This window comes from Oxalicibacterium solurbis (genome assembly GCF_014635845.1).
Lineage (GTDB): Bacteria > Pseudomonadota > Gammaproteobacteria > Burkholderiales > Burkholderiaceae_D > Oxalicibacterium > Oxalicibacterium solurbis.
Window position 1 is genome coordinate 533,423 of record NZ_BMDP01000003.1, and the last position, 20,983, is coordinate 554,405.

The following is a 20,983-nucleotide window of genomic DNA, read 5'->3' on the forward strand; positions in this document are numbered from 1 at the left end:
TCTATGAAGCATCCAGGTTGCGGCATCGAGGCCGTAAATCCCTTTTGTCATTATAGGTATCGCCGGCGGCTGCGGCAAACGATGCGTCGCCGGTTTTCAGGGTACGTCTGTCCGGCGCGCAATGCCGTGCGGAATTGCGCGTATCGGCATTGCCCTGATTACATCAGCGAGGAAGCCAGTTTGCCGATCGTGATCAGCGCCTTTTCGATTTCCGGCGTCCATGCATAGCTGTAGTTGAGGCGGATGAAGTTGCGGTAGCTGTTGGCCGCCGAAAACATCGTGCCGGGGCCGATCGTGATGCGCTTTTGCAATGCCAGCTGATAAAGCTGCATCGAATCGATCTGCGGCGGCAGTTCCACCCACAGTACGTAGCCGCCGGTCGGCTGCGAGGTACGCGTGCCCTCCGGAAAGAAGCGCATCACGGTGGCGCGCATCAGGTTTGCCTGCTGCGCATACAGCTTGCGCACATGGCGCAGGTGATGTTCGTAGCCGTCGTGTTCCAGGTATTCGGCGATCGCCAGTTGCGGGATGGACGGCGTGGTCAGCGTGTTCAGAAATTTGAGTTTCTCGACCTGGTCGCGATAGCGGCCCGGCAGCGCCCAGCCGATGTGATAGGCGGAGGTGAGGCTCTTGGAAAACGACGCGCAGTGCAGCACCAGTCCCTTGGTGTCGTAAGACTTCAGCGCAGTCGGATGTGCATCGCCGAAATACAGTTCGTTGTAGACGTCGTTCTCGATGATGGGCAGGTCGTGCCGCTCGGCCAGCCGCACCAGTGCGCGCTTGTTGTCGTCGGACATCTGGAAGCCAAGCGGATTCTGGAAGTTGGGCATCACCATGCAGGCAGCAACGCGGCGGCGGTTCAGCACCAGCGCCAGCGCATCGATGTCGATGCCGTCGCGCGGATGCGTGGCGATCTCGATCGCCTTCATGCCCATGCGTTCGATCGCGTGCAGCATCGCGTAGAAGGTCGGCGATTCCACCGCGACCGTATCGCCGGGTTTGCCGACTGCCTGCAGGCACAGGTTGATCGCTTCGGTGGCGCCGACGGTGACGACGACTTCGTTCGGATCGATGGGAATGCCGTTTTCCAAGTAGCGGCGCGCGATCTGCCGGATCAGTTCCGGATTGCCGGGCGGCAGTTCATCGGTCACGCCCCATTGCGTCTTGCGGCGCGCGATCGCGTAGGCGTAGCGGTTGATGCGTTCGAAGGGAAACAGCTTGGGATCGGGATAGGGCGAACCGAGCGGAATCGCCTCGTCGACGCCGATCGAACGCAGCGTCGACAGCACCAGCCGGCTGACGTCCACATGCGCCGAGGTGGCGATCGGCTTCGACGGCACCAGTTCCGGGATCTCTTTGCTGGTCGTCTCGATCGGGTGGACGCGGACGAAATAGCCGGATTGCGGCCGGCTTTCGATCAGGCCGCGGCTTTCCAGCAGCACGTAGGCGCGTACCACGGTGGTGATGCTCAGGTGGTGGTTTTGCGCCGTCTGGCGGATCGACGGAATGCGTTCGCCGGGACGAAAAACACCGCGGCGGATCGTCGATTCGATGTCCTGAGCCAGCTTTTCGTAGCGTTTCATCGTTGCTCCAGTTTACAGACGGGCTTATGACTCATATTCAACAGATAAATGATGCAGGCAATTTGCTGCCAACTTCTTCTTACTTCTGTCTTTTTTATCATCATTAAAAATACAGATTGTTTTTACAGTCGAACTGTACTCTTTTTTATTCGTGCAAGGTGTGCGTTCAGAAAAGCGGATGGAGGTCTTATCTTTGCGTCGGCGGCATTGCATTCCCATCGATTGCGGTGGTTTCTGCGAAGCGATGCCGCCGAACCAAGGAACGGACATGCAAAAGACGAAACAGCAAGGCTCCATCGAACCCTACGATCATCCGGCGGGCGGCTGGGGGGCGGTCAAGTACGTGGCGATCAACCTGATCAAGGAAAAGGTTGCCGGCGGCAATTACCGCACGCTGTTCAAGCAGAACCAGCCGGAAGGCTTCGATTGCCCCGGCTGCGCATGGCCGGACCGCCAGCATGCGTCCACCTTCGAATTCTGCGAGAACGGCGTGAAGGCGGTGGCTGCCGAAGCGACCACCAAGCGCGTGACGCCGGATTTCTTCGCACAGCACACGGTGGCGGAACTGCTGCAGCAATCTGATTACGAACTGGAACAGCACGGCCGCCTGACCGATCCGATGGTGTACGACGCGACCAGCGACAAATACGTGCCGATCGCATGGAGCGATGCCTATGCGCTGATCGCGCAGCATCTGCATCGTCTCGACAATCCGCACCAGGCGGCGTTCTACACGTCCGGCCGCGCCGGCAACGAAGCTGCCTTCGTCTACCAATTGTTCGTGCGCATGTTCGGTACCAACAACTTCCCGGACTGCTCGAACATGTGCCACGAAGCGACCAGCCGCGGCCTGCCGGCAACGGTCGGCATCGGCAAGGGCACTGTCTTGCTCGACGATTTCGAACATGCCGATACGCTGCTGATCTTCGGCCAGAACCCGGCCACCAACCATCCGCGCATGATGGGCGAACTGCGCGAAGCGTCGAAGCGCGGTGCCACCATCGTCTCGATCAATCCGCTGCGCGAGCGCGGCCTGGAGCGCTTCACCGATCCGCAGAGCGTGATCGAGATGGTGACGATGGGCAGCACGAAGATCGCATCCACCTTCATCCAGCCGAAGCTGGGCGGCGATTTTGCGCTGATCAAGGGTGTCGCCAAGCGCACGCTGGAACTGGACGACGACGCCATCGAGCAGGGCACCGAGCGCGTGCTGGACGTCGCATTCATCGACGAACACACGGCCGGTTTCGCTGCCTTTGCCGCAGATCTGCGCATGCAGGACTGGCAGGAACTGGTCGACGAATCCGGCGTCTCGCGCGACGACATCGAAAAGCTGGCGCGCATTTACGTAGCCGGCAAGCGCGTGATCGCGACCTGGGGCATGGGCATCACGCAGCACAAGCATTCGCTGCAGACGGTGCAGATGCTGTCCAACCTGATGATGATGCGCGGGAACATCGGCCGCGACGGTGCCGGCCTGTGCCCGGTGCGCGGCCATTCGAACGTGCAGGGCAACCGCACCGTCGGCATCGAGGAAAAGCCGTCGCAGGAATTCCTCGACCGTCTCGGCAAGGTCTACAACTTCGAACCGCCGCGCGAACATGGTTTCGACGTCGTCGAGACGATCGAGGAAATGCTGCATGGCAAGGTAAAAGTCTTTATCGGCCTCGGTGGCAACTTCGTGATGGCCACGCCCGATACGCCGCGCACCTTCGACGCGATGCGCAGTTGCGCGCTGACCGTGCACGTCACCACCAAGCTGAACCGCAGCCATCTGGTGCATGGCCGCGATGCGCTGATCCTGCCGACCTTGGGCCGCACCGAAATTGACGTGCAGAACGGCGTGCCGCAAGGCGTCACCGTCGAGGATTCGATGAGCATGGTGCACATCTCCTACGGCATGAATCGCCCGGCGTCGAAGAGCCTGATGTCCGAAACGGCGATCGTCGCCAACATCGCGCACGCCACGCTGGGTTCCGGCAAGGTCGACTGGCTGGCCTACGCCGGCGATTACGCGCTGGTGCGCGATGCGATGGAGCAGGTGCTCGAAGGATTCGAGAACTACAACGAGCGCATCGCCAAACCGGGCGGCTTCCACTTGCGCGTCGCTTCGCGCGAACGCGAATGGCAGACCTCGACCGGCAAGGCCAACTTCATCGCGCATGCGATCCAGAAAGACACGCCGATCCGCCGCGCCAAGGCCTTGTATGGCGAGAAGCTGATGACGCTGATGACGACGCGTTCGCACGACCAGTACAACACGACCATCTATGCGCTGGACGACCGCTATCGCGGCGTGTTCGGGCAGCGCCGCGTGGTGTTCATCCATCCGGAAGATCGCGCGATGCTGGGCTTCGAGGCCGGCGAATGGGTCGACATGGCGACGGTATGGAACGACGGCATCCAACGCCGCGCCGACCGCTTTCTGCTGGTCGATTACGATATCCCGCGCGGCTGCATCGGCGCCTACTATCCGGAAACCAATCCGCTGATTCCGCTTAACAGCACCGGCGACGTCTGCAACACGCCGACCTCGAAATCGGTGCCGGTGTTGCTGCATCGTTCGGAAGAACGCACGCTGGCGGCCTGATCGACTTCGATTGTCGTGGCGGAGAGGCGGGAATGCCTCTTCGTCGACGGTGCGCAGGTCGTCGCGATCGGCGCGGTACCGAGTCATGCGTATCGCATGCGGTGCGTCATCGTGCACGTGTACTGCGCATGATGATCGCGCCGGAATATCGGTGCGGCTTCCCGTACGACGCATGTAAGATGGGCGCTCGATTCAACTTGCCCACATGCATTTCCGTCATGAGAAAGAAATCGGCGTCCCGGAAAGAACAGAAGGCGGAACTGGCGGCGCTGCTAGCGCGCGTCGATCTGCATGATTCGCCGCTGCCGTCGCCATGCATCGGCGTCTGCCGCATCGATGCGCGCACGGCGCTGTGTGAAGGCTGTCTGCGCACGCGCGACGAGATTGCGCAATGGGGCGTCTTCGACGACGCAAGCCGGTGCACCGTGTGGCAGGCGATCGGGCGGCGGCACCGGGATCTGTCCGCACGTCGCCGTTGGTTCTTCTTCCCCTTCTGAGTCGTTGAATTGTCGAATATCGGGTGTGTTTCTCGCTATGCACTCGTGTCCGAAAACGGCTAGACGTCTCCCCGCGCCATGCGTATAACGGTTGCATGGACACGGGCATCATCATCGATCACGAAACCGGAACGGCGCTGACGCCGGCCAGCTGCTATCGTGCGCTGGCGGCCAAGGATGCGCGTTTCGACGGCGTGTTCTTTACCGGCGTCAAGACCACCGGCATCTATTGCCGCCCGGTCTGCGGCGTGAAGACGCCGCGCGCATCGTCCTGCACCTTTTTCAGCACGGCCGCGGCGGCGGAAGCGGCAGGGTTTCGCCCCTGCCTGCGCTGCCGTCCCGAACTGGCGCCGTATGCGCTGCAGCAGAATCTGGCGCATGCGGTGTGGCAACGCATCGCTGCCGGCGCATTGAACGATGGCGATACGGAAAGACTGGCGGACGAAGTCGGCCTGTCGTCGCGGCAACTGCGCCGCGTGCTGCTGCAGCATTTCGGCGTGACGCCGGTCGAACTGGCACAGACGCAGCGGCTGCTGTTCGCAAAGAAATTGCTGCAGGAAACGCATCTGCCGATGAGCGACGTCGCCTATGCGGCAGGATTCGGCAGCATCCGTCGCTTCAATGCCTTGTTCCTGTCGCGTTACGGCATGGCGCCAACGGAAATCAGGCGTGCCGCGGAAACGCCGCACGTGAACGGCCAGGATGCGATGACCTTGCGGCTTGCCTATCGTCCGCCGTTCGCATGGGAGGAAATGACGGCCTATCTGGCCGGCAGGGCCGTTCCCGGCGTCGAGAAGGTGGAAACGGTGGCGGGCGAACGCCGTTATCTGCGCAGCATCCGGTTGGGCGATGCGGACGGCTGGCTGAGCGTGCGTCATGTGCCGGCGAAGCGGCAGCTCGAAATGTCGCTCGCGGTTTCGCTGGCGCATGTGCTGATGCCGTTGATGGCACGCCTGCGTGCCCAGTTCGATCTGGATGCGAATCCCGCAATCATCGCCGCGCACCTGTCGCCGGATCCATTGCTGGCAAAGCGGCTGGTGACCGCGCCGGGTTTGCGCGTGCCTGGCGCGTTCGATGCCTTCGAGCTGGCGATACGCGCCGTGCTGGGACAGCAGGTCAGCGTGAGCGGCGCAACCACGTTGTCGGGACGATTGGTGCAGCGTTTCGGCGAACCGGCGGCGACGCCATTCGACGGCGTGACGCATCATTTCCCGTCGTCGCATCGGCTGGCGCATGCGGAAGCACAGGATATCGCCGCCATCGGCATGCCGCTGGCGCGCGCGCAAGCCATTCGCCACTTCGCGCAATTTGCCGTGCAAGGTGGCCTGCAACTGAAGCCGGGAATGCCGTTGAACGAGGCGATCGCGCAGCTGAAGACGGTGCCGGGCATAGGCGAATGGACGGCGCAGTACATCGCGATGCGTGCCCTGCGTTTTTCCGACGCCTTTCCGGCTGGCGATCTGTGTTTGCAGAAGACCGCGGCGGAAGCCGGCGCTCGGCGTCTGACGGAAAAGCAGTTGCTGGCGCGCGCCGCGCACTGGTCGCCTTGGAGAAGTTATGCGGCAATGCTGTTGTGGCATGCGTCGGGTTGATCAACCTCATTGCGCCGTCGTCGGACGGCATGGAGCCATCATGATTTCATACATCGAACAGGCGAGCCCGGTCGGCAACTTGCTGATTGCGGCGACCGATGCCGGCATCTGCGGCATCTATTTCGAAGAGCACAAGCACTTCAAGGGCAAGGACGGCTGGATGCGGTCGCAGGCAGGTTCGCCTGCGGCCGGCCATCTGGCGCAGGCAGCGATGCAGCTCGGCGAATATTTCGCGGGGAAACGCACGACATTCGATGTGCCGCTCGATATGGCTGGCACGGCATTCCAGCGCGACGTCTGGCAGGCGTTGGCCGACATTCCTTTCGGTCGCAGCATCAGTTATGCGCAGCACGCGCAGAAGCTTGGCAAGCCCAAGGCCTTGCGCGCGGTAGGCGCTGCAATCGGCCGCAATCCGGTATCGATCATCGTGCCGTGCCACCGCGTGCTCGGTTCTTCCGGCGCGGTGACGGGTTATGCGGGTGGGCTGGAGCGCAAGCGCTTCCTGCTGGCGTTGGAAGGCATGCTTCTGCCGTGAATGTTCAGGCTTCGGCCAGCGTGCCGAGCAGCATGAACAGGAAGGGGCCGACGGCGTAAAACGCCAGTCGTCCGGCTGCCGGCCAGGAGGCGGCGAACGCAGGGCGATTGAGCCGGATGAACAGGATGAGAAGCAAAACCGGCCACGCGATGAAAATGCCGATGGCCTTGCCGGTTTGCCAGCCGAATGGCGGCGTCATGCCGAATGCGCCGAACAGCAGCGCACAGCCCAGATAGACAACGATCGCCAGCAGCAGGACGATGCCTTGCGGTGTGCGGAACAGTTTTTCCATGAAGAAGTGCATGCGCGGTCAGCCGGAACGATGTGGATGGAAGGCGCGCGACCGGCATGGCCGCACGCCGTTTACGTCATCTATGCTGCCTTGGAAGTCTTCTTGGCGGCTGCTTTCTTGGCAGGCGCTTTTTTTACAGCTTTCTTTGCGGCTTTTTTCGCTGCAGCTTTCTTGGCCGGTGCGGCATCGGCTGAATCAGCTGCCTCGTTGTTTGTTTCCGCTGCAGCTTTTCCTTTCGCCGGCGCCTTTTCCTTGCGCGGTTCGAACTCGAAGCTGACCTTGCCGTCCTTGCCCTTGACCAGATAGGCCTTGAACGCGCGGCGCGTGCGCTGCGAGACGAAGCCCGGCAACAGATCGGTGCGGCCGTCGTTCAGCAGCTTGCGCATCTGTTCCGGCAGGATTTCCTGCTGCAGGATGATGCGCCCGCTGCGGAAGTCACAGGTCTTGGGTTTGGCGACCGAGTTTTCGCAGATGTAGGACAGCGGCTGTTCATAGACATTGCCGCTGCATTTCGGGCACGGGCCGACCGGCGTCTGTCCGCTGAAATCCACCGGTTCGGCGTTTTCGTCGTCATTGCTCTGGCCGAAATCGAATTCCAGCTTGTAGTTCTTGATTTCTTCGTCGCGCACGATCTTCAGCACGGCGGCGAACGGACGGCCCATTTTCGAGCGGAAGCCTTGCAAGGGGCCGATGGTGCGGTTTGTCAGCAATTCTTCGACTTCGGCGACTTCGAACTGGCGACTGCCCGGCGTCTTGCTCATCGAGAATTCGCACTTGGTGCAGGCGAAACGGCGATAGTTTTCCTTGACCACGCCGCCGCAGTTCGGGCATGGCGTCGTCAGCGTTGCATAGTCGCCGGGGATGGTGTCGTTGTCGTATTCCTTCGCGCGCTTGACGATGATCTGCGTCATCTGCGCGATCTCGCGCATGAATTCCTCGCGGCTGATGTTGCCGCGTTCGATCTGCGCCAGCTTGTATTCCCATTCGCCGGTCAGTTCCGGCTCGGTCAGTTCGTCGACACCGAGACCGTGCAGCAGCGTCATCAACTGGAATGCCTTGGCCGTCGGAATCAGTTCGCGGCCTTCGCGCAGCAAGTATTTTTCCGTCAGCAGGCCTTCGATGATGGCTGCGCGCGTGGCCGGTGTGCCGAGGCCCTTGCCGGCCATGGCGTCGCGCAGTTCTTCGTCGTCGACCAGTTTGCCGGCGCCTTCCATCGCCGACAGCAGTGTCGCCTCCGAATAGCGCGCCGGCGGTTTCGTGACGAGACCGTTGGCGACCACCGATTCGGTCTGCACTTTTTCATCCTTGGCGACCGGCACCAGATTGCCGCTGTTTTCGCCATCTTTCTCTTCGTCGACTTCCTTGCCGTAGACGGCCAGCCAGCCCGGGTTGGTCAGCACCTTGCCTTCGGTCTTGAACTTGTGGCCCGAGACTTCGGTGAAACGCGTCGTCACCTGGAATTCCGCAGCTGGGAAGAAGATCGCCATGAAGCGGCGCGTGACGAGGTCGTACAGTTTCTGTTCCGGCTCGGACAGGTTCTTCGGCGCCTGCGTGGTCGGAATGATGGCAAAGTGGTCGCTGATCTTCGTGTTGTCGAAGATGCGCTTGTTCGGCTTGACCCACTTGCTGTTCGTGATCTGTTTGGCGAACTGGTGGTAGTTGTTGTTTTCGGCCAGTACGTCCAGCGTTTCCAGCACGGTCGGCAGATAGTCTTCCGGCAGGTGGCGCGAATCGGTACGCGGATAGGTCAGCACCTTGTGCTTTTCGTACAGCGCCTGCGCCAGGCCGAGCGTATTTTTGGCCGAGAAGCCGAAGCGTGCATTCGCTTCGCGCTGCAGGCTGGTGAGGTCGAACAGCGCCGGCGCCATCGAGGTGGTCGGTTTCGATTCCTCGGTGACGATGCCGATCTTGCCGCGGCAGGCGGCGACGATGGATTCGGCCGCCGCCTTGCTCCACAGGCGTTCGGCGCGTTTTTCCGGATCGGTTTCGTCCTTCTTGAACTTGGTGTCCAGCCAGCGGCCCTGGTAGATGCCGGCGGCGCAGACGAATTCGGCGCGCACTTCCCAATAGTCGCGCGGCACGAATTTCTTGATCTTCTCTTCGCGCTCGACCACGATCGACAATGTCGGCGTCTGCACGCGACCGACGGTGGTCAGGTAGAAGCCGCCTTCCTTGGAGTTGAAGGCAGTCATCGCGCGGGTGCCGTTGATGCCGATCAGCCAGTCGGCTTCGCTGCGGCTGCGTGCGGCGTCGGCCAGCGGCAGCATTTCCTGGTCGTCGCGCAGGTTCTTGAAGGCTTCGCGGATCGCGCCTGGCGTCATCGATTGCAGCCACAGCCGCTTGACCGGCTGCTTGGCCTTCGCGTATTGCGCGATCAGGCGGAAGATCAGTTCACCTTCGCGGCCCGCGTCGCATGCGTTGATCAGCGTCGTCACATCCTTGCGCTTGATCAGCTTGTTCAGCACCTTCAGGCGCGATTCGGTCTTGGCGATCGGATTCAGCGCGAAGTGCGGCGGAATCATCGGCAGGTGCGTGAAGGTCCATTTGCCGCGCTTGACGTCGTATTCCTCCGGCACCGCGATTTCGACCAGATGACCGACTGCCGACGACAGCACGTATTCGTCGGATTCGAAGTACTCATCGTGCTTGGTGAAGCCGCCGAGCGTCTTCGCGATGTCGTTCGCGACGGATGGCTTCTCGGCAATGATGAGGGATTTTGTCATGTTGAAATGGTCTCGAAAGAAGTGCCGGCTAGCGCCCCGGCGGCGGACGGCCTGCGAACTTGCAGGCAGCGCGGCGCTTTTTCAAGCACAGCACTGCCTAATATATATAGTTGCCCGGCTGTCAAGCGAGCCAATGATAAGCGGGTTGCGACGAAAATCGCAAGCGGGAGCAAGGGTGTCGGTGCAGATGCCGGCAAGATGTTGCCGAAGAGGCATGTCCGGCCGGTCGACCGGACATGCGGGAAAGGGGATGCAAGAGGGCTTCAGTGCAGCAGGCGCGGTTCGGCCTCGTCTTCGTCGATGAAAAGTTCGTCGAAGATCAGGCTGTCGGGCTCCTTGCCCTGGCTCCACAGCACCATCAGCACAATGACTTTCAGCTTGTCCAGCGAAATCGGCGATTCGCCGACGGCCAGCGCGCGTTCGATGACGATCTCGCGCTGGACGGCGTCGATCAGCTTGGCCGATTCGAGGAACTGGATGAAGCCGATGGCCGGCGTGCCGATGATGTCCATTTCGCGGTCTGCATAGATGCGGAAGCCGAACGAAAAGGCCGTCTGGTGCGGCGTGGCATCGAAGAACTCGTGGTTTGATTCCGCCAGATCCGTCAGCCAGCCGAGTGCCTTGGCAATTTCTTCTTCCTCGAAGCCGATGGCGGACAATTTCTTCGTCAGCGCTTCGGAATCAGGGCAGGCGTCGGGGCGGTAATAGGTTTCGTACAGATAGACTAGAACGTCGAACATGGCGTCACCGTAGCGCTAGGGTTGAGACGGCACCCTGGGATGCCATCGGGATCGGATGCGTTTGAATCACGCTCTTCAACGAACAGATACAAAGAGGGTGGTACGACAGCGGCAGATCAAAGACAGCGCTTACTGGAATCTAGGATACCTGAAATTCCTGGATGTCGACAGCGACGGAAATATTTTGTTGCAGTCGCGCGATGTCCGAATGGAAAGGTCGTTGCCGTGCAATCAAGGAAAGATGGCGGCATGGCATCGAACGATGCCTGTGCGGCAAGAGAAGCGAAAGAGAAACGAAAATTCTGAACGGAATCAGAAAAAATATTCATGCGACGCGGCGGTACATGCCTCCCGGCAGCATTTCTGCTGCGCCGGCCAGTTCCAGCGACAGCAGGTGTGACTGGATGGCGGCGATGTCGAGACCGCAGCGTACAGCCAGCGTATCGGCATCGACAGGATCGAAGCCCATTGTGTGCAATAGCTGCGTGCAGGCATCGTCGAACGTGGATAAGAAGGTGTTATCTGTCGTCGCGATTTGCGACGCGGTTGGGGCATCCGAAACGTACGATGCGGCAGGCAGGTGGCGCAATTCTTCCAGCACATCCTGGGCGGATTCCACCAGCTTCGCGCCCTGCTTGATCAGTTGATGGCAGCCCTTGGAAAGCGGCGAATGGATGGAGCCGGGAATCGCAAACACGTCGCGCCCCTGTTCGGCCGCCATGCGCGCCGTGATCAGCGAGCCGGATTGCAGCGCTGCCTCGATCACCAGCACGCCGCGCGCGAGTCCGCTGATGATGCGATTGCGGCGCGGGAAGTTGGCGGCGATTGCCGGCATGCCGAGCGGATACTCGCTGACGATGCAGCCTTCTTCGGCAAGGCGATGCGCCAGCGCACGATTGCGCGCCGGATAGACGATGTCGGCGCCAGTGCCGATGACGGCGACTGTCGAGCCGCCGTTGCCTTGCGTCGCTAGCAGACCGCCTTGATGCGCGGCCGCGTCAATGCCCGAAGCCATGCCGGAAATCACGGTCAGACCGGCTTGTGCCAGCGTTTCGGAAAAGCGTTCCGCGTTGGCGATGCCTTGTGCCGTCGCATTGCGGCTGCCGACGACGGCGATCGCAGCGCGCGACAACAGTTCGGCGCGGCCTTTTACATAAAGCAGGGTGGGTGGATCGGCGATTTCCAGCAGGTTTGCCGGATAGTCGTCATCCGCCAGCGTCAGCACGCGATTGCCGGATTGCGACGCCCAGTCCAGCGTGCGTTCGATATGCGCCACAGCTTCTGCCGACGGCGCGGCGATCAGTGCTTGCGCGATGCGTTCCGGCACGAGCTGGCGCAAGGCCGGCAACGATGCGGCGAAGATGTTTGCCGGCAGGCCGAACGCGCCCAGCAGGCGGCGTGCCGTTTCAGGGCCGACGCCGGACGTCTGCATCAGGCGCAGCCAGTGGGACAGTTCCTCGGATGACGACATGGCCGTACGGGAATGGATGTGGAAAGAAGCAGTGAATGAAAAAATGACGGCGCGCTCATTGCGCGCCGTCATTGAAAGAAGACGATGATTATTCCGGCGAACGGACGATGTCGCCTACCTGCGCGGTATCGCGCACTTCCATGATCAGGCCATAGGAAACATGGTTGAAGACGCGGAAGATGAAGAGGTCGCCGTACTGTTCGTCCGGCAGTTTCATGACGGCTTTTTCCGGATCGGTGGTGTCCTTCATCATCATGCCGAGGCGATACAGTTCCAGCACGCTGCCACGGTCCAGGCCATCCTTGGCGCCGCGATTGATGGTGATGATCTGGTTCTGACCGGCTTGCGTGACGCCGCCGTAGACCGACATGATCTGGCCGACGACCGGCTGCTCCGGCGGATGCGGCACGTAATTGACGATCGGCGTCGGTTCCTGCGGCACCATGCGGTCGCCCACGCCCATTTCTTCCTTGCTGTTGACGACGACGAAGGTGTGCGGCTCGCTTTCCGAGGTACTGGCGCGCACGAGGCGCAGCGTGCCGAGGTAGACGGCTTCATAGCCGAGAATCTGGTCGGTGGACGGATCCTTCAGCGGTTTGCCCGGATGGAAGACGTCGAAGGTGGTCGCGCCTTTCAGGTTGCCGCGTACATAGGCTTTCGCGCCGACCGAAATATACACGCTGCCTTCCTGCGTGGCGACGATGCGCGGTGCATTGTTCAGCTCGGTTTCCTCGATGACCAGCGGCTTGGACAGGAAAGGCTCGATGGCGCCCATCGGAATGGACGGAATGGCATCGGCCGGCAATTCGTTGCTGCGCACCTGCGGCGACAGGCGCACGGTTGGTGTGCCGCTGCCATCGCCTACCGGTTTGCCCAGACGCAGGCGGCCGGCGACGCGGTCGAAGTAGACGATCTGGCCCGGATAGATCCAGTGCGGATTGCGGATGTCTTCGCGGTTCATGTCCCACACTTTCGGCCAGCACCATGGATGCTGCAGGAAGGTTCCGGAAATATCCCACAAGGTGTCGCCCTTCACCACGACATGCTGATCCGGCGCGTTTGCCCGGAACGCGCAGCGCGCGCTGGGGGTGACGGCGGACGGCGTGGTCTGGGCGGAGGCGAGGGCGGGAAAAACGGTCGTGGCGAGAGCGAGGAAAAGTGCAGCTGTGCTAGAATTTTTCATGGTTTGTCCGGTTGAGCTTGACCAATTGTGACGCCATTACTGTGCAGCAGCAGGTTGCCTACGAAACAATTGCTTCGTGAAAAAACTTGCCAAATTGAATCAAATTCTGCACATAAATCCTTGAAACAGCAAGAAGACTGCATCATCTGTAGTCATCCTGTTGCACAAAAGCCCGTATGTCCATATTGAACATCCTGCGTTATCCCGACCCGCGCTTGCACAAAACTGCCAAGCCGGTGACCCAATTCGACGAGCGCCTCAAGAAGCTGGTCGCCGACATGGCCGAGACCATGTACGACGCGCCGGGCATCGGGCTGGCAGCCACCCAGGTCGACGTGCATGAACAGGTCATCGTCATCGATACGTCGGAAAACCGCAGCGACCTGCGCGCCTTCATCAATCCGGAAATCCTCTGGGCCAGCGACGAAAAGCAGGTCTACGACGAAGGCTGCCTGTCGGTGCCCGGCATCTACGACGGCGTCGAGCGGCCGGCACGCGTCAAGGTGCGCGCCTTCGATGCCGACGGCAAGCCATTCGAGCTGGAAGCCGACGGCCTGCTGGCGGTCTGCATCCAGCACGAGATGGATCACCTGAAGGGCAAGGTCTTCGTCGAATACCTGTCGCCGCTGAAGCGCAACCGCATCAAGACCAAGCTGCTGAAGGAAGAACGCGAACTGGCGCGTAGCCAGACGCGTACCGCCGCCGTCCGTTAATTCGCATTTCTCGTACCTGTCATGCCGCAGGCGGATTGCTGTGCGGCATTCAGGTTCGTTTTCGACGGACGACGTACTACAATTCCCGCATGAAAATCATCTTCGCCGGCACGCCGGAATTCGCCGCGGTCGCGCTGGCTGCGATCCACGATGCAGGTTTCGAGATCCCGCTCGTACTGACGCAACCCGATCGTCCGGCCGGACGCGGGATGCAACTGCATGCATCGGCCGTCAAGCAGTTCGCGCAGGTGCATGGGATTCCGGTTGCGCAACCGGTTTCGCTGCGGCTGGACGGCAAGCATCCGGACGTCGCGCGCGAAGCGCATGCGCTGCTGCAGGCCACGCCGCACGATGTGATGGTGGTCGCAGCCTATGGACTGATCCTGCCGCAATCGGTACTCGACATTCCACCGCTGGGCTGTATCAACATTCATGCCTCGCTGCTGCCGCGCTGGCGGGGTGCCGCGCCCATCCATCGCGCGATCGAGGCCGGCGATGCGGAAACCGGCGTCACCATCATGCAGATGGAACTCGACCTCGATACCGGTCCGATGCTGGCAATGGAGCGCCTGCCGATCGCGGCCGATGACACGACTGCCACGCTGCACGACAAGTTGGCGACGCTGGGCGGCCGCATGATCGTCGAAACGCTGCGCCGCATGGAGCAGCAGGGCGCGTTGCCGGCAACACCGCAACCGGCGGACGGCGCCAACTACGCGGCCAAGATCGCCAAGGACGAGGCCGCGCTCGATTTCAACCAGCCGGCGGCACAACTGGCGCGCAAGATTCGCGCATTCAATCCTTTCCCCGGAGCGGCAGCGCAATTCGACGGCACGGCCGTCAAGTTCTGGTGCGCCGAGCCGGTGGATTGCGGCGCATGGCAGCCGGGGCAGGTGATCGCGGCCAATCCGCAGGATGGCGTGCTGGTTGCCTGCGGCGAAGGCGCGTTGCGCGTGCGCGAATTGCAGAAGCCGGGCGGCAAGCGGCTGCCGGCGGCCGAATTCCTCAAAGGGTTTCCGCTGGAAGGCGGCAGTTTCCGCTAGACGCAGGGTTGCCGGCCAAGGCTCGAATGACCGCGATGGTCGATTGCACGTATAATTTCCCTGCGCCGATTTGATTTTGAAAGATCAAACCAGCTTGCGGGCGCGGAGCATGGCTCCATATAAATACTGCTAAAGCGGCGCGTTGGTGAGAACCCGGTCCCGTTGCAGACCGGGTTTTTGCATTTATGACGCCGCCTTCATGACGAAATCATAAGAACATACGATGAAACGCGACACTCTCCCCGATACCGAAGCCCTGTTGCGCGACCTGATGGCGCAACGCATCCTGATCCTGGATGGCGCGATGGGTACGATGATCCAGCGCTACAAGTTGACGGAGGAAGATTACCGCGGCCAGCGTTTTGCGGACTTCGCGGTGCCGGGCAAGGAACTGTTCGTCAAAGGCAACAACGAACTGCTGTCGCTGACGCGGCCTGACGTCATCAGCGAAATCCATGAGCAATATCTCGCGGCCGGCGCCGATCTGATCGAAACCAACACCTTCGGTGCGACAACGGTGGCGCAGGACGACTATCACATGGCGCATCTTGCCTACGAGATGAACGTCGCGTCCGCCAAGCTGGCGCGCGCTGCCTGCGATAAATATTCGACACCGGACAAGCCGCGCTTCGTCGCCGGCGCGCTCGGCCCGACGCCGAAGACCGCGTCGATCTCGCCGGACGTCAATGATCCTGCCGCACGCAACGTCACGTTCGATCAACTGGTCGCGGCGTATCTGGAGCAGACGCGCGGCCTTGTCGAAGGCGGTTCCGACGTGCTGCTGGTCGAAACGATTTTCGACACGCTGAACTGCAAGGCCGCACTGTTCGCGATCGACACCTTCTTCGAAGAGACCGGCAAGCGTCTGCCGATCATGATTTCCGGCACGGTGACCGATGCCTCCGGCCGCATCCTGTCCGGCCAGACGGTGCCGGCCTTCTGGCATTCGGTGCGCCATGCGAAACCACTGACGGTCGGCCTGAACTGCGCGCTCGGCGCGGCATTGATGCGTCCGTATGCGGAAGAACTGTCGAAGATCGCCGACACTTACGTCTGCATCTATCCGAATGCGGGTTTGCCGAATCCGATGAGCGACACCGGTTTCGACGAGACACCGGACGTCACATCGTCGCTGCTGAAGGATTTCGCCGAGAGCGGTTTCGTCAACGTTGCTGGCGGTTGCTGCGGCACGACACCGGATCACATCAGGGCGATTGCCGATATCGTTGCCAGCATTCCGCCGCGCACCGTGCCGACCGTCCAGCCGACGTTGAAATTGTCCGGTCTGGAACCTTTCGTGATTGACGATCAATCGCTGTTCGTCAACGTCGGCGAACGTACCAATGTCACCGGCTCCAAGGCATTCGCGCGCATGATCATCAACGAGCAGTACGACGAAGCCTTGTCGGTTGCGCGTCAGCAGGTCGAGAACGGTGCGCAGGTCATCGACATCAACATGGACGAGGCGATGCTCGATTCGCAGGCGGCGATGACGCGCTTCCTGAATCTGGTCGCATCGGAACCCGACATCGCGCGTGTGCCGATCATGATCGACTCGTCGAAATGGTCGGTGATCGAAGCCGGTTTGAAATGCGTGCAGGGCAAGTCCATCGTCAACTCGATCTCGATGAAAGAGGGCGAGGAAAAATTTCTGCACGAAGCGAAGCTGTGCCGTCGCTACGGCGCGGCTGTCATCGTGATGGCCTTCGACGAGAAAGGCCAGGCCGATACCTTCGAGCGCAAGATCGAGATCTGCGAACGCGCCTATCGTCTGCTGGTCGACAAGGTCGGCTTCCCGCCGGAAGACATCATCTTCGATCCGAACATCTTCGCGATCGCGACCGGCATCGAGGAACACAACAACTACGCGGTCGATTTCATCAACTCGGTGCGCTGGATCAAGGAAAACCTGCCGCATGCGAAGATCAGCGGCGGCGTGTCCAATGTGTCGTTCTCCTTCCGCGGCAACGATCCGGCACGCGAAGCAATCCACACGGTATTCCTCTATCACGCGATCAAGGCCGGCATGACGATGGGTATCGTCAACGCTGGCATGGTCGGCGTCTACGACGATTTGCCGGCCGAGTTGCGTGAGCGTGTCGAGGATGTGGTGCTGAATCGACGCGAGGATGCGACCGAACGCATGATCGAGTTCGCCGCCACGCTGAAGGCCGGCGACAAGAAGGAAGAAGCGACACTGGAATGGCGCAGCGGTACCGTGCAGAAGCGGTTGTCGCATGCGCTGGTGCACGGCATCACGCAATGGATCGTCGAAGACACTGAAGAAGCGCGGCAGCAGGTTATGAATGATGGCGGCCGCCCGATCCACGTGATCGAAGGTCCGCTGATGGACGGCATGAACGTGGTCGGCGACCTGTTCGGCCAGGGAAAAATGTTCCTGCCGCAGGTGGTGAAATCGGCGCGTGTGATGAAGCAGGCAGTCGCGCACCTGATTCCGTTCATCGAGGAAGAAAAACGCCTGCTGGAAGAACAGACCGGCATCGTCAGCAAGCCGAAGGGCAAGATCGTCATTGCGACCGTGAAGGGCGACGTGCACGACATCGGCAAGAACATCGTGTCGGTTGTCCTGCAATGCAACAACTTCGAAGTCGTCAACATGGGCGTGATGGTGCCGTGTTCGGAGATTCTTGCGAAGGCGAAGGAAGAGAATGCCGATATCGTCGGCCTGTCCGGCCTGATCACGCCGTCGCTGGAAGAAATGGCCTACGTCGCCAAGGAAATGCAGCGCGATGAATATTTCCGTGGACTGAAGATGCCGCTGCTGATCGGCGGTGCGACGACCAGTCGTGCGCACACGGCGGTGAAGATCGCGCCGAACTACGAAGGTCCGGTCGTCTACGTGCCGGATGCCTCGCGTTCGGTGTCGGTCGCGCAATCGCTGCTGACGCCGGAACAGCGCGAACAATATGTCGCCGACATTGCCGCCGACTATGATCGCATTCGCGAACAGCATGCAAACAAGAAGGCCGTGCCGATGCTGACGCTGGAGCAGGCGCGCGCCAACAAGATGAAGCTCTCTTTCGTCGGCAAGGAAGCGCCGGTCAAGCCGAAGTTCATCGGCCGCCGCGAATTCAAGAATGTCGATCTGGCGACGATCGCACGCTATATCGACTGGGGGCCGTTCTTCCAGACCTGGGATCTGGCCGGCCCGTATCCGGCGATCCTGACCGACGAAGTGGTCGGCGAGGCGGCCAGCAAGGTCTTCGAGGAAGGCCAGGCGCTGCTGAAGAAAATCATCGACGGCCGCTGGCTGACGGCAAACGGCGTAATCGCGCTGCTGCCGGCGAACACGGTCAACGATGACGACATCGAAATCTATACGGACGAATCGCGCACGCAGGTCGCGCTCACCTATTACGGTGCGCGCCAGCAGACCGAGAAGCCGGTGATCGACGGCGTGCCGCGTCCCAATCAGTGTTTGTCCGATTTCATCGCGCCGAAATCGTCCGGCATCGCCGATTACATCGGCATGTTTGCGGTAACGGGAGGGCTGGGCATCGAGAAGCATGAAAAGCGCTTTGAAGATGCGAATGACGACTATTCGTCGATCATGCTGAAATCGCTGGCCGATCGTCTGGCCGAAGCATTTGCCGAGTATCTGCACGAGCGCGTCCGCACCGACTTGTGGGGCTATGTGGCGGACGAGCATCTCAGCAATGCCGAACTGATCAAGGAAGCGTATCGCGGCATCCGTCCGGCACCGGGTTACCCGGCCTGCCCGGAGCATACGGTGAAGAAGGATGTGTTCCGCGTGCTGCAGGCGGAGGACATCGGCATGCAGCTGACGGAATCGTATGCGATGTTCCCCGGCGCGTCGGTTTCCGGTTTCTACTTCGCACATCCGGAAGCAAAGTATTTCGTCGTCGGCAAGATCGGCGACGATCAGGTTGCAGACATGGCGGCGCGGCGCGGTGTGCCGAAGGAAGACGTCGAGCGCTGGCTGGCGCCGAATCTGTCCTGATTCTCTTCTGGTCTTTTTCTGATCGCGCAAATAGAAAGCCGGGCATTGCCCGGCTTTTTTTATCGCCTTGTAATGATGTTCAAACGGTGTTCACGTCACGGGTTGGCCGTCGATGAATACCTTCAGTTCACCGACAGTAAACGGCGTCCATGTCTCGTTTGTCGTCAGCGGCTCCGTCACGATGACGGCGACACGGTCGTTGGCCGTCGTCACTTCCGAGAAATCCACCTTCATGTCCTGGTCGCTCAGCACGGCTTCGGAGAACGGATACTGGCGCACGATGTAATGCAGGCTGGTGGAGCAGTGCGCAAACAGTGCAGAACCGTCGGACAGCATCATATTGAACGTGCCGTAGCCGGCGATTTCGCTGGTCAATTTCTGTATGGCCGCCGTCAGGTCGTTCAGCAATGGCGGTGCATCGCCGAAGCGGCGACGCAGCTGTTGCAGGATGTAGCAGAACGCGCGTTCGCTGTCGGTGGTGCCGACCGGCTGATAAGGGCTGTCCAGCTCCGGCATGAAATTCTTCAGATCGCCGTTGTGCGCGAACACAAAATAGCGGCCCCACAGTTCGCGCACGAAGGGATGGCAGTTTTCCAGCGCCACGCGTCCCTGCGTCGCCTTGCGGATATGGGCGATCACGTTCTTCGACTTGATCGGCACGCGGCGAATCAGATCGGCGATCGGCGATTCGATGGCGGCCTGATAGTCGACGAAATGCCGCACGCCCGCACCTTCGAAGAAGGCAATGCCCCAGCCGTCCGCATGATGATCGGTGCCGCCGCCGCGCGTGGCAAAGCCGGTGAAGCTGAACACGATATCGGTCGGCACATTGCAATTCATTCCGAGAAGCTGACACATATCTGATGCGGGTAAAGAATGATGGGAGACGGTGGACTACACGGTAGCACGAAAGGCAGCGGCGAATGCCGCATCCGTTTGCGGCAACCGGATACGGCAGCGCCACAGTGCGTGCCCGGAATCGCGATACTTGCGTTCGAACGGCGTGATCGGTTGTTCGGCGACGAACGATTCGCAATGCGTCGGAATGCCGCTGACCTGCGTCAGTGCCGCAGCAAATTCATCTATGTAGATCTGCCAGTTGCTGCGGCATTCCAGCACGCCGCCGAGCGCGACGATGGCGGGGAATACGGCGTGACCATGCCAGCGCCGTGCCAGATGGCCGATCTTGGGCCACGGATTCGGATAAAGAATGTAATGGCGCACCGGATGGATTTTTTCCTGCAGCAGCAGGCGCCAGTAATCGACCAGGTCGGCGCGGACCCAGGTGAAGTTGTCCGGCATTTCACCGGACCACTGTGTGTTGCGTGCGATGCGATCGGCGGATTGATCGACGCCGATGACGAAATGGTCGGGAAACTGCGTCGCCAGATGCAGCGTCGAGAGTCCCACGCCGCAGCCTGCGTCGAGGATCAACGGCTTATTGCCCGATGCCTGCCAGGCGGCCAGTCCCTGTTCGAAGGCGGCGCGATTGTAGGCAGTGACGGGTTTGCGAAAGGGATGTGCGATATGGCGCGCGACGACCGCCTGCAACTGCGCATGCGCTTCGGTCTGACGGCTGACGATGGAAGAGGAGTTGGCGTGCATCGCGGCGACGAAAAATCCGGCCAGGTGGCCGGCAAAAGAAAAGCGCCTGCCCGATCGCTGCCGATCGGCACAGGCGCAGGTTCCTGTCGATTGTATGCGAGCGCAGGCTTAGTGAAAAGTCATCGGCTGGCTCATCATCAGATCGTAGCTGCCGAGGAAATCGTCGATTTCCTCTTCGCTCGGCTCGGTGGCGATCAGTTCGCGCACGTTCTGGCGGAAGGATTCCGCCATCGTGCCGGCGATGAAGATTTCGCGTTGTGCGGGTTTGTCGAGAATTTCATAGCCGCCGAAACGCAGGGCGTCGAGTTCTTCATCCACACCGAATTCCACTACGCTGTACTGGTCGCTGTTGTAGATCAGGTTCATTCGTTTCTCCTGTGGCAACCGCAATCAATTGCATTGCACTGATAGGAACATGGCGCCAGGCCGGGCGA

16 protein-coding genes are annotated in these 20,983 nt (G+C 60.8%); 7 read left to right on the forward strand and 9 right to left on the reverse strand.

Features of this window, described 5'->3' with window-relative positions:
* Positions 1-158 precede the first annotated feature (158 nt).
* The gene (locus IEV40_RS12490) at positions 159-1,583 is read right to left on the reverse strand and encodes an aminotransferase-like domain-containing protein (protein WP_188422159.1); all 1,425 of its coding nucleotides are present in this window, start codon (positions 1,581-1,583) and stop codon (positions 159-161) included.
* Between the two features lie 268 nt (positions 1,584-1,851).
* Here IEV40_RS12490 and IEV40_RS12495 point away from each other — a divergent pair, with 268 nt between their 5' ends.
* From IEV40_RS12495 to IEV40_RS12510, 4 genes are all read left to right on the forward strand, one after another.
* Positions 1,852-4,173 carry an FdhF/YdeP family oxidoreductase gene (locus IEV40_RS12495; protein WP_188422161.1) on the forward strand — a complete coding sequence of 774 codons (2,322 nt, stop codon included), beginning with the start codon at positions 1,852-1,854 and terminating at the stop codon, positions 4,171-4,173.
* 128 nt (positions 4,174-4,301) lie between these two features.
* The gene (locus IEV40_RS12500; RefSeq protein WP_371870057.1) at positions 4,302-4,670 is read left to right on the forward strand and encodes a DUF1289 domain-containing protein; all 369 of its coding nucleotides are present in this window, start codon (positions 4,302-4,304) and stop codon (positions 4,668-4,670) included.
* A gap of 95 nt (positions 4,671-4,765) precedes the next feature.
* Positions 4,766-6,262: a DNA-3-methyladenine glycosylase 2 gene (locus IEV40_RS12505; RefSeq protein WP_188422163.1), complete on the forward strand. Its 1,497-nt coding sequence runs from the start codon at positions 4,766-4,768 to the stop codon at positions 6,260-6,262.
* Positions 6,263-6,302: 40 nt separating this feature from the next.
* A complete protein-coding gene (locus tag IEV40_RS12510) occupies positions 6,303-6,797 on the forward strand; it encodes a methylated-DNA--[protein]-cysteine S-methyltransferase (protein ID WP_188422165.1) in 495 nt (164 codons plus the stop codon).
* A gap of 4 nt (positions 6,798-6,801) precedes the next feature.
* Here the strand turns inward: IEV40_RS12510 and IEV40_RS12515 are convergent, their stop codons facing one another.
* The 5 genes from IEV40_RS12515 to IEV40_RS12535 all read right to left on the reverse strand — a co-directional run bounded on the left by IEV40_RS12515 (position 6,802) and on the right by IEV40_RS12535 (position 13,206).
* Positions 6,802-7,089: a hypothetical protein gene (locus IEV40_RS12515; protein ID WP_188422167.1), complete on the reverse strand. Its 288-nt coding sequence runs from the start codon at positions 7,087-7,089 to the stop codon at positions 6,802-6,804.
* Positions 7,090-7,169: 80 nt separating this feature from the next.
* Positions 7,170-9,812, reverse strand: a complete 2,643-nt coding sequence (locus tag IEV40_RS12520; RefSeq protein ID WP_188422170.1) for a DNA topoisomerase III — start codon at positions 9,810-9,812, stop codon at positions 7,170-7,172.
* A gap of 263 nt (positions 9,813-10,075) precedes the next feature.
* Positions 10,076-10,552 (reverse strand): Smg family protein, encoded by a 477-nt coding sequence (locus tag IEV40_RS12525; protein WP_188422172.1) that lies wholly within the window; start codon positions 10,550-10,552, stop codon positions 10,076-10,078.
* Between the two features lie 325 nt (positions 10,553-10,877).
* Positions 10,878-12,023 carry a DNA-processing protein DprA gene (gene dprA / locus IEV40_RS12530; protein ID WP_188422174.1) on the reverse strand — a complete coding sequence of 382 codons (1,146 nt, stop codon included), beginning with the start codon at positions 12,021-12,023 and terminating at the stop codon, positions 10,878-10,880.
* A gap of 88 nt (positions 12,024-12,111) precedes the next feature.
* Positions 12,112-13,206, reverse strand: a complete 1,095-nt coding sequence (locus tag IEV40_RS12535) for a LysM peptidoglycan-binding domain-containing protein (protein WP_188422176.1) — start codon at positions 13,204-13,206, stop codon at positions 12,112-12,114.
* Between the two features lie 176 nt (positions 13,207-13,382).
* Here IEV40_RS12535 and def point away from each other — a divergent pair, with 176 nt between their 5' ends.
* The 3 genes from def to metH all read left to right on the forward strand — a co-directional run bounded on the left by def (position 13,383) and on the right by metH (position 18,944).
* Entirely contained in the window at positions 13,383-13,919 is a 537-nt protein-coding gene (def, locus tag IEV40_RS12540; RefSeq protein ID WP_188422178.1) for a peptide deformylase, read from the forward strand.
* Positions 13,920-14,008: 89 nt separating this feature from the next.
* Positions 14,009-14,962 (forward strand): methionyl-tRNA formyltransferase, encoded by a 954-nt coding sequence (gene fmt, locus IEV40_RS12545; RefSeq protein ID WP_188422180.1) that lies wholly within the window; start codon positions 14,009-14,011, stop codon positions 14,960-14,962.
* 223 nt (positions 14,963-15,185) lie between these two features.
* Positions 15,186-18,944 (forward strand): methionine synthase, encoded by a 3,759-nt coding sequence (metH, locus tag IEV40_RS12550; RefSeq protein WP_188422182.1) that lies wholly within the window; start codon positions 15,186-15,188, stop codon positions 18,942-18,944.
* A 90-nt stretch (positions 18,945-19,034) separates the two neighbouring features.
* Here metH and IEV40_RS12555 read toward each other — a convergent pair whose 3' ends face one another.
* The 3 genes from IEV40_RS12555 to IEV40_RS12565 form a co-directional block, all read right to left on the reverse strand.
* The gene (locus IEV40_RS12555; RefSeq protein WP_188422184.1) at positions 19,035-19,802 is read right to left on the reverse strand and encodes a class II glutamine amidotransferase; all 768 of its coding nucleotides are present in this window, start codon (positions 19,800-19,802) and stop codon (positions 19,035-19,037) included.
* Positions 19,803-19,838: 36 nt separating this feature from the next.
* Positions 19,839-20,549, reverse strand: a complete 711-nt coding sequence (gene trmB / locus IEV40_RS12560; protein ID WP_188422186.1) for a tRNA (guanine(46)-N(7))-methyltransferase TrmB — start codon at positions 20,547-20,549, stop codon at positions 19,839-19,841.
* Positions 20,550-20,657: 108 nt separating this feature from the next.
* The gene (locus IEV40_RS12565; protein ID WP_188422188.1) at positions 20,658-20,915 is read right to left on the reverse strand and encodes a BTH_I0359 family protein; all 258 of its coding nucleotides are present in this window, start codon (positions 20,913-20,915) and stop codon (positions 20,658-20,660) included.
* Between the last annotated feature and the right edge of the window lie 68 nt (positions 20,916-20,983).

Coding starts and splice junctions, on each gene's coding strand:
- IEV40_RS12490 (WP_188422159.1), bottom strand. CDS start 1,583: ATGAAACGCTACGAAAAGCTGGCTCAGGACATCGAATCGACGATCCGC.
- IEV40_RS12495 (WP_188422161.1), top strand. CDS start 1,852: ATGCAAAAGACGAAACAGCAAGGCTCCATCGAACCCTACGATCATCCG.
- IEV40_RS12500 (WP_371870057.1), top strand. CDS start 4,302: ATGATGATCGCGCCGGAATATCGGTGCGGCTTCCCGTACGACGCATGT.
- IEV40_RS12505 (WP_188422163.1), top strand. CDS start 4,766: ATGGACACGGGCATCATCATCGATCACGAAACCGGAACGGCGCTGACG.
- IEV40_RS12510 (WP_188422165.1), top strand. CDS start 6,303: ATGATTTCATACATCGAACAGGCGAGCCCGGTCGGCAACTTGCTGATT.
- IEV40_RS12515 (WP_188422167.1), bottom strand. CDS start 7,089: ATGGAAAAACTGTTCCGCACACCGCAAGGCATCGTCCTGCTGCTGGCG.
- IEV40_RS12520 (WP_188422170.1), bottom strand. CDS start 9,812: ATGACAAAATCCCTCATCATTGCCGAGAAGCCATCCGTCGCGAACGAC.
- IEV40_RS12525 (WP_188422172.1), bottom strand. CDS start 10,552: ATGTTCGACGTTCTAGTCTATCTGTACGAAACCTATTACCGCCCCGAC.
- dprA (WP_188422174.1), bottom strand. CDS start 12,023: ATGTCGTCATCCGAGGAACTGTCCCACTGGCTGCGCCTGATGCAGACG.
- IEV40_RS12535 (WP_188422176.1), bottom strand. CDS start 13,206: ATGAAAAATTCTAGCACAGCTGCACTTTTCCTCGCTCTCGCCACGACC.
- def (WP_188422178.1), top strand. CDS start 13,383: ATGTCCATATTGAACATCCTGCGTTATCCCGACCCGCGCTTGCACAAA.
- fmt (WP_188422180.1), top strand. CDS start 14,009: ATGAAAATCATCTTCGCCGGCACGCCGGAATTCGCCGCGGTCGCGCTG.
- metH (WP_188422182.1), top strand. CDS start 15,186: ATGAAACGCGACACTCTCCCCGATACCGAAGCCCTGTTGCGCGACCTG.
- IEV40_RS12555 (WP_188422184.1), bottom strand. CDS start 19,802: ATGTGTCAGCTTCTCGGAATGAATTGCAATGTGCCGACCGATATCGTG.
- trmB (WP_188422186.1), bottom strand. CDS start 20,549: ATGCACGCCAACTCCTCTTCCATCGTCAGCCGTCAGACCGAAGCGCAT.
- IEV40_RS12565 (WP_188422188.1), bottom strand. CDS start 20,915: ATGAACCTGATCTACAACAGCGACCAGTACAGCGTAGTGGAATTCGGT.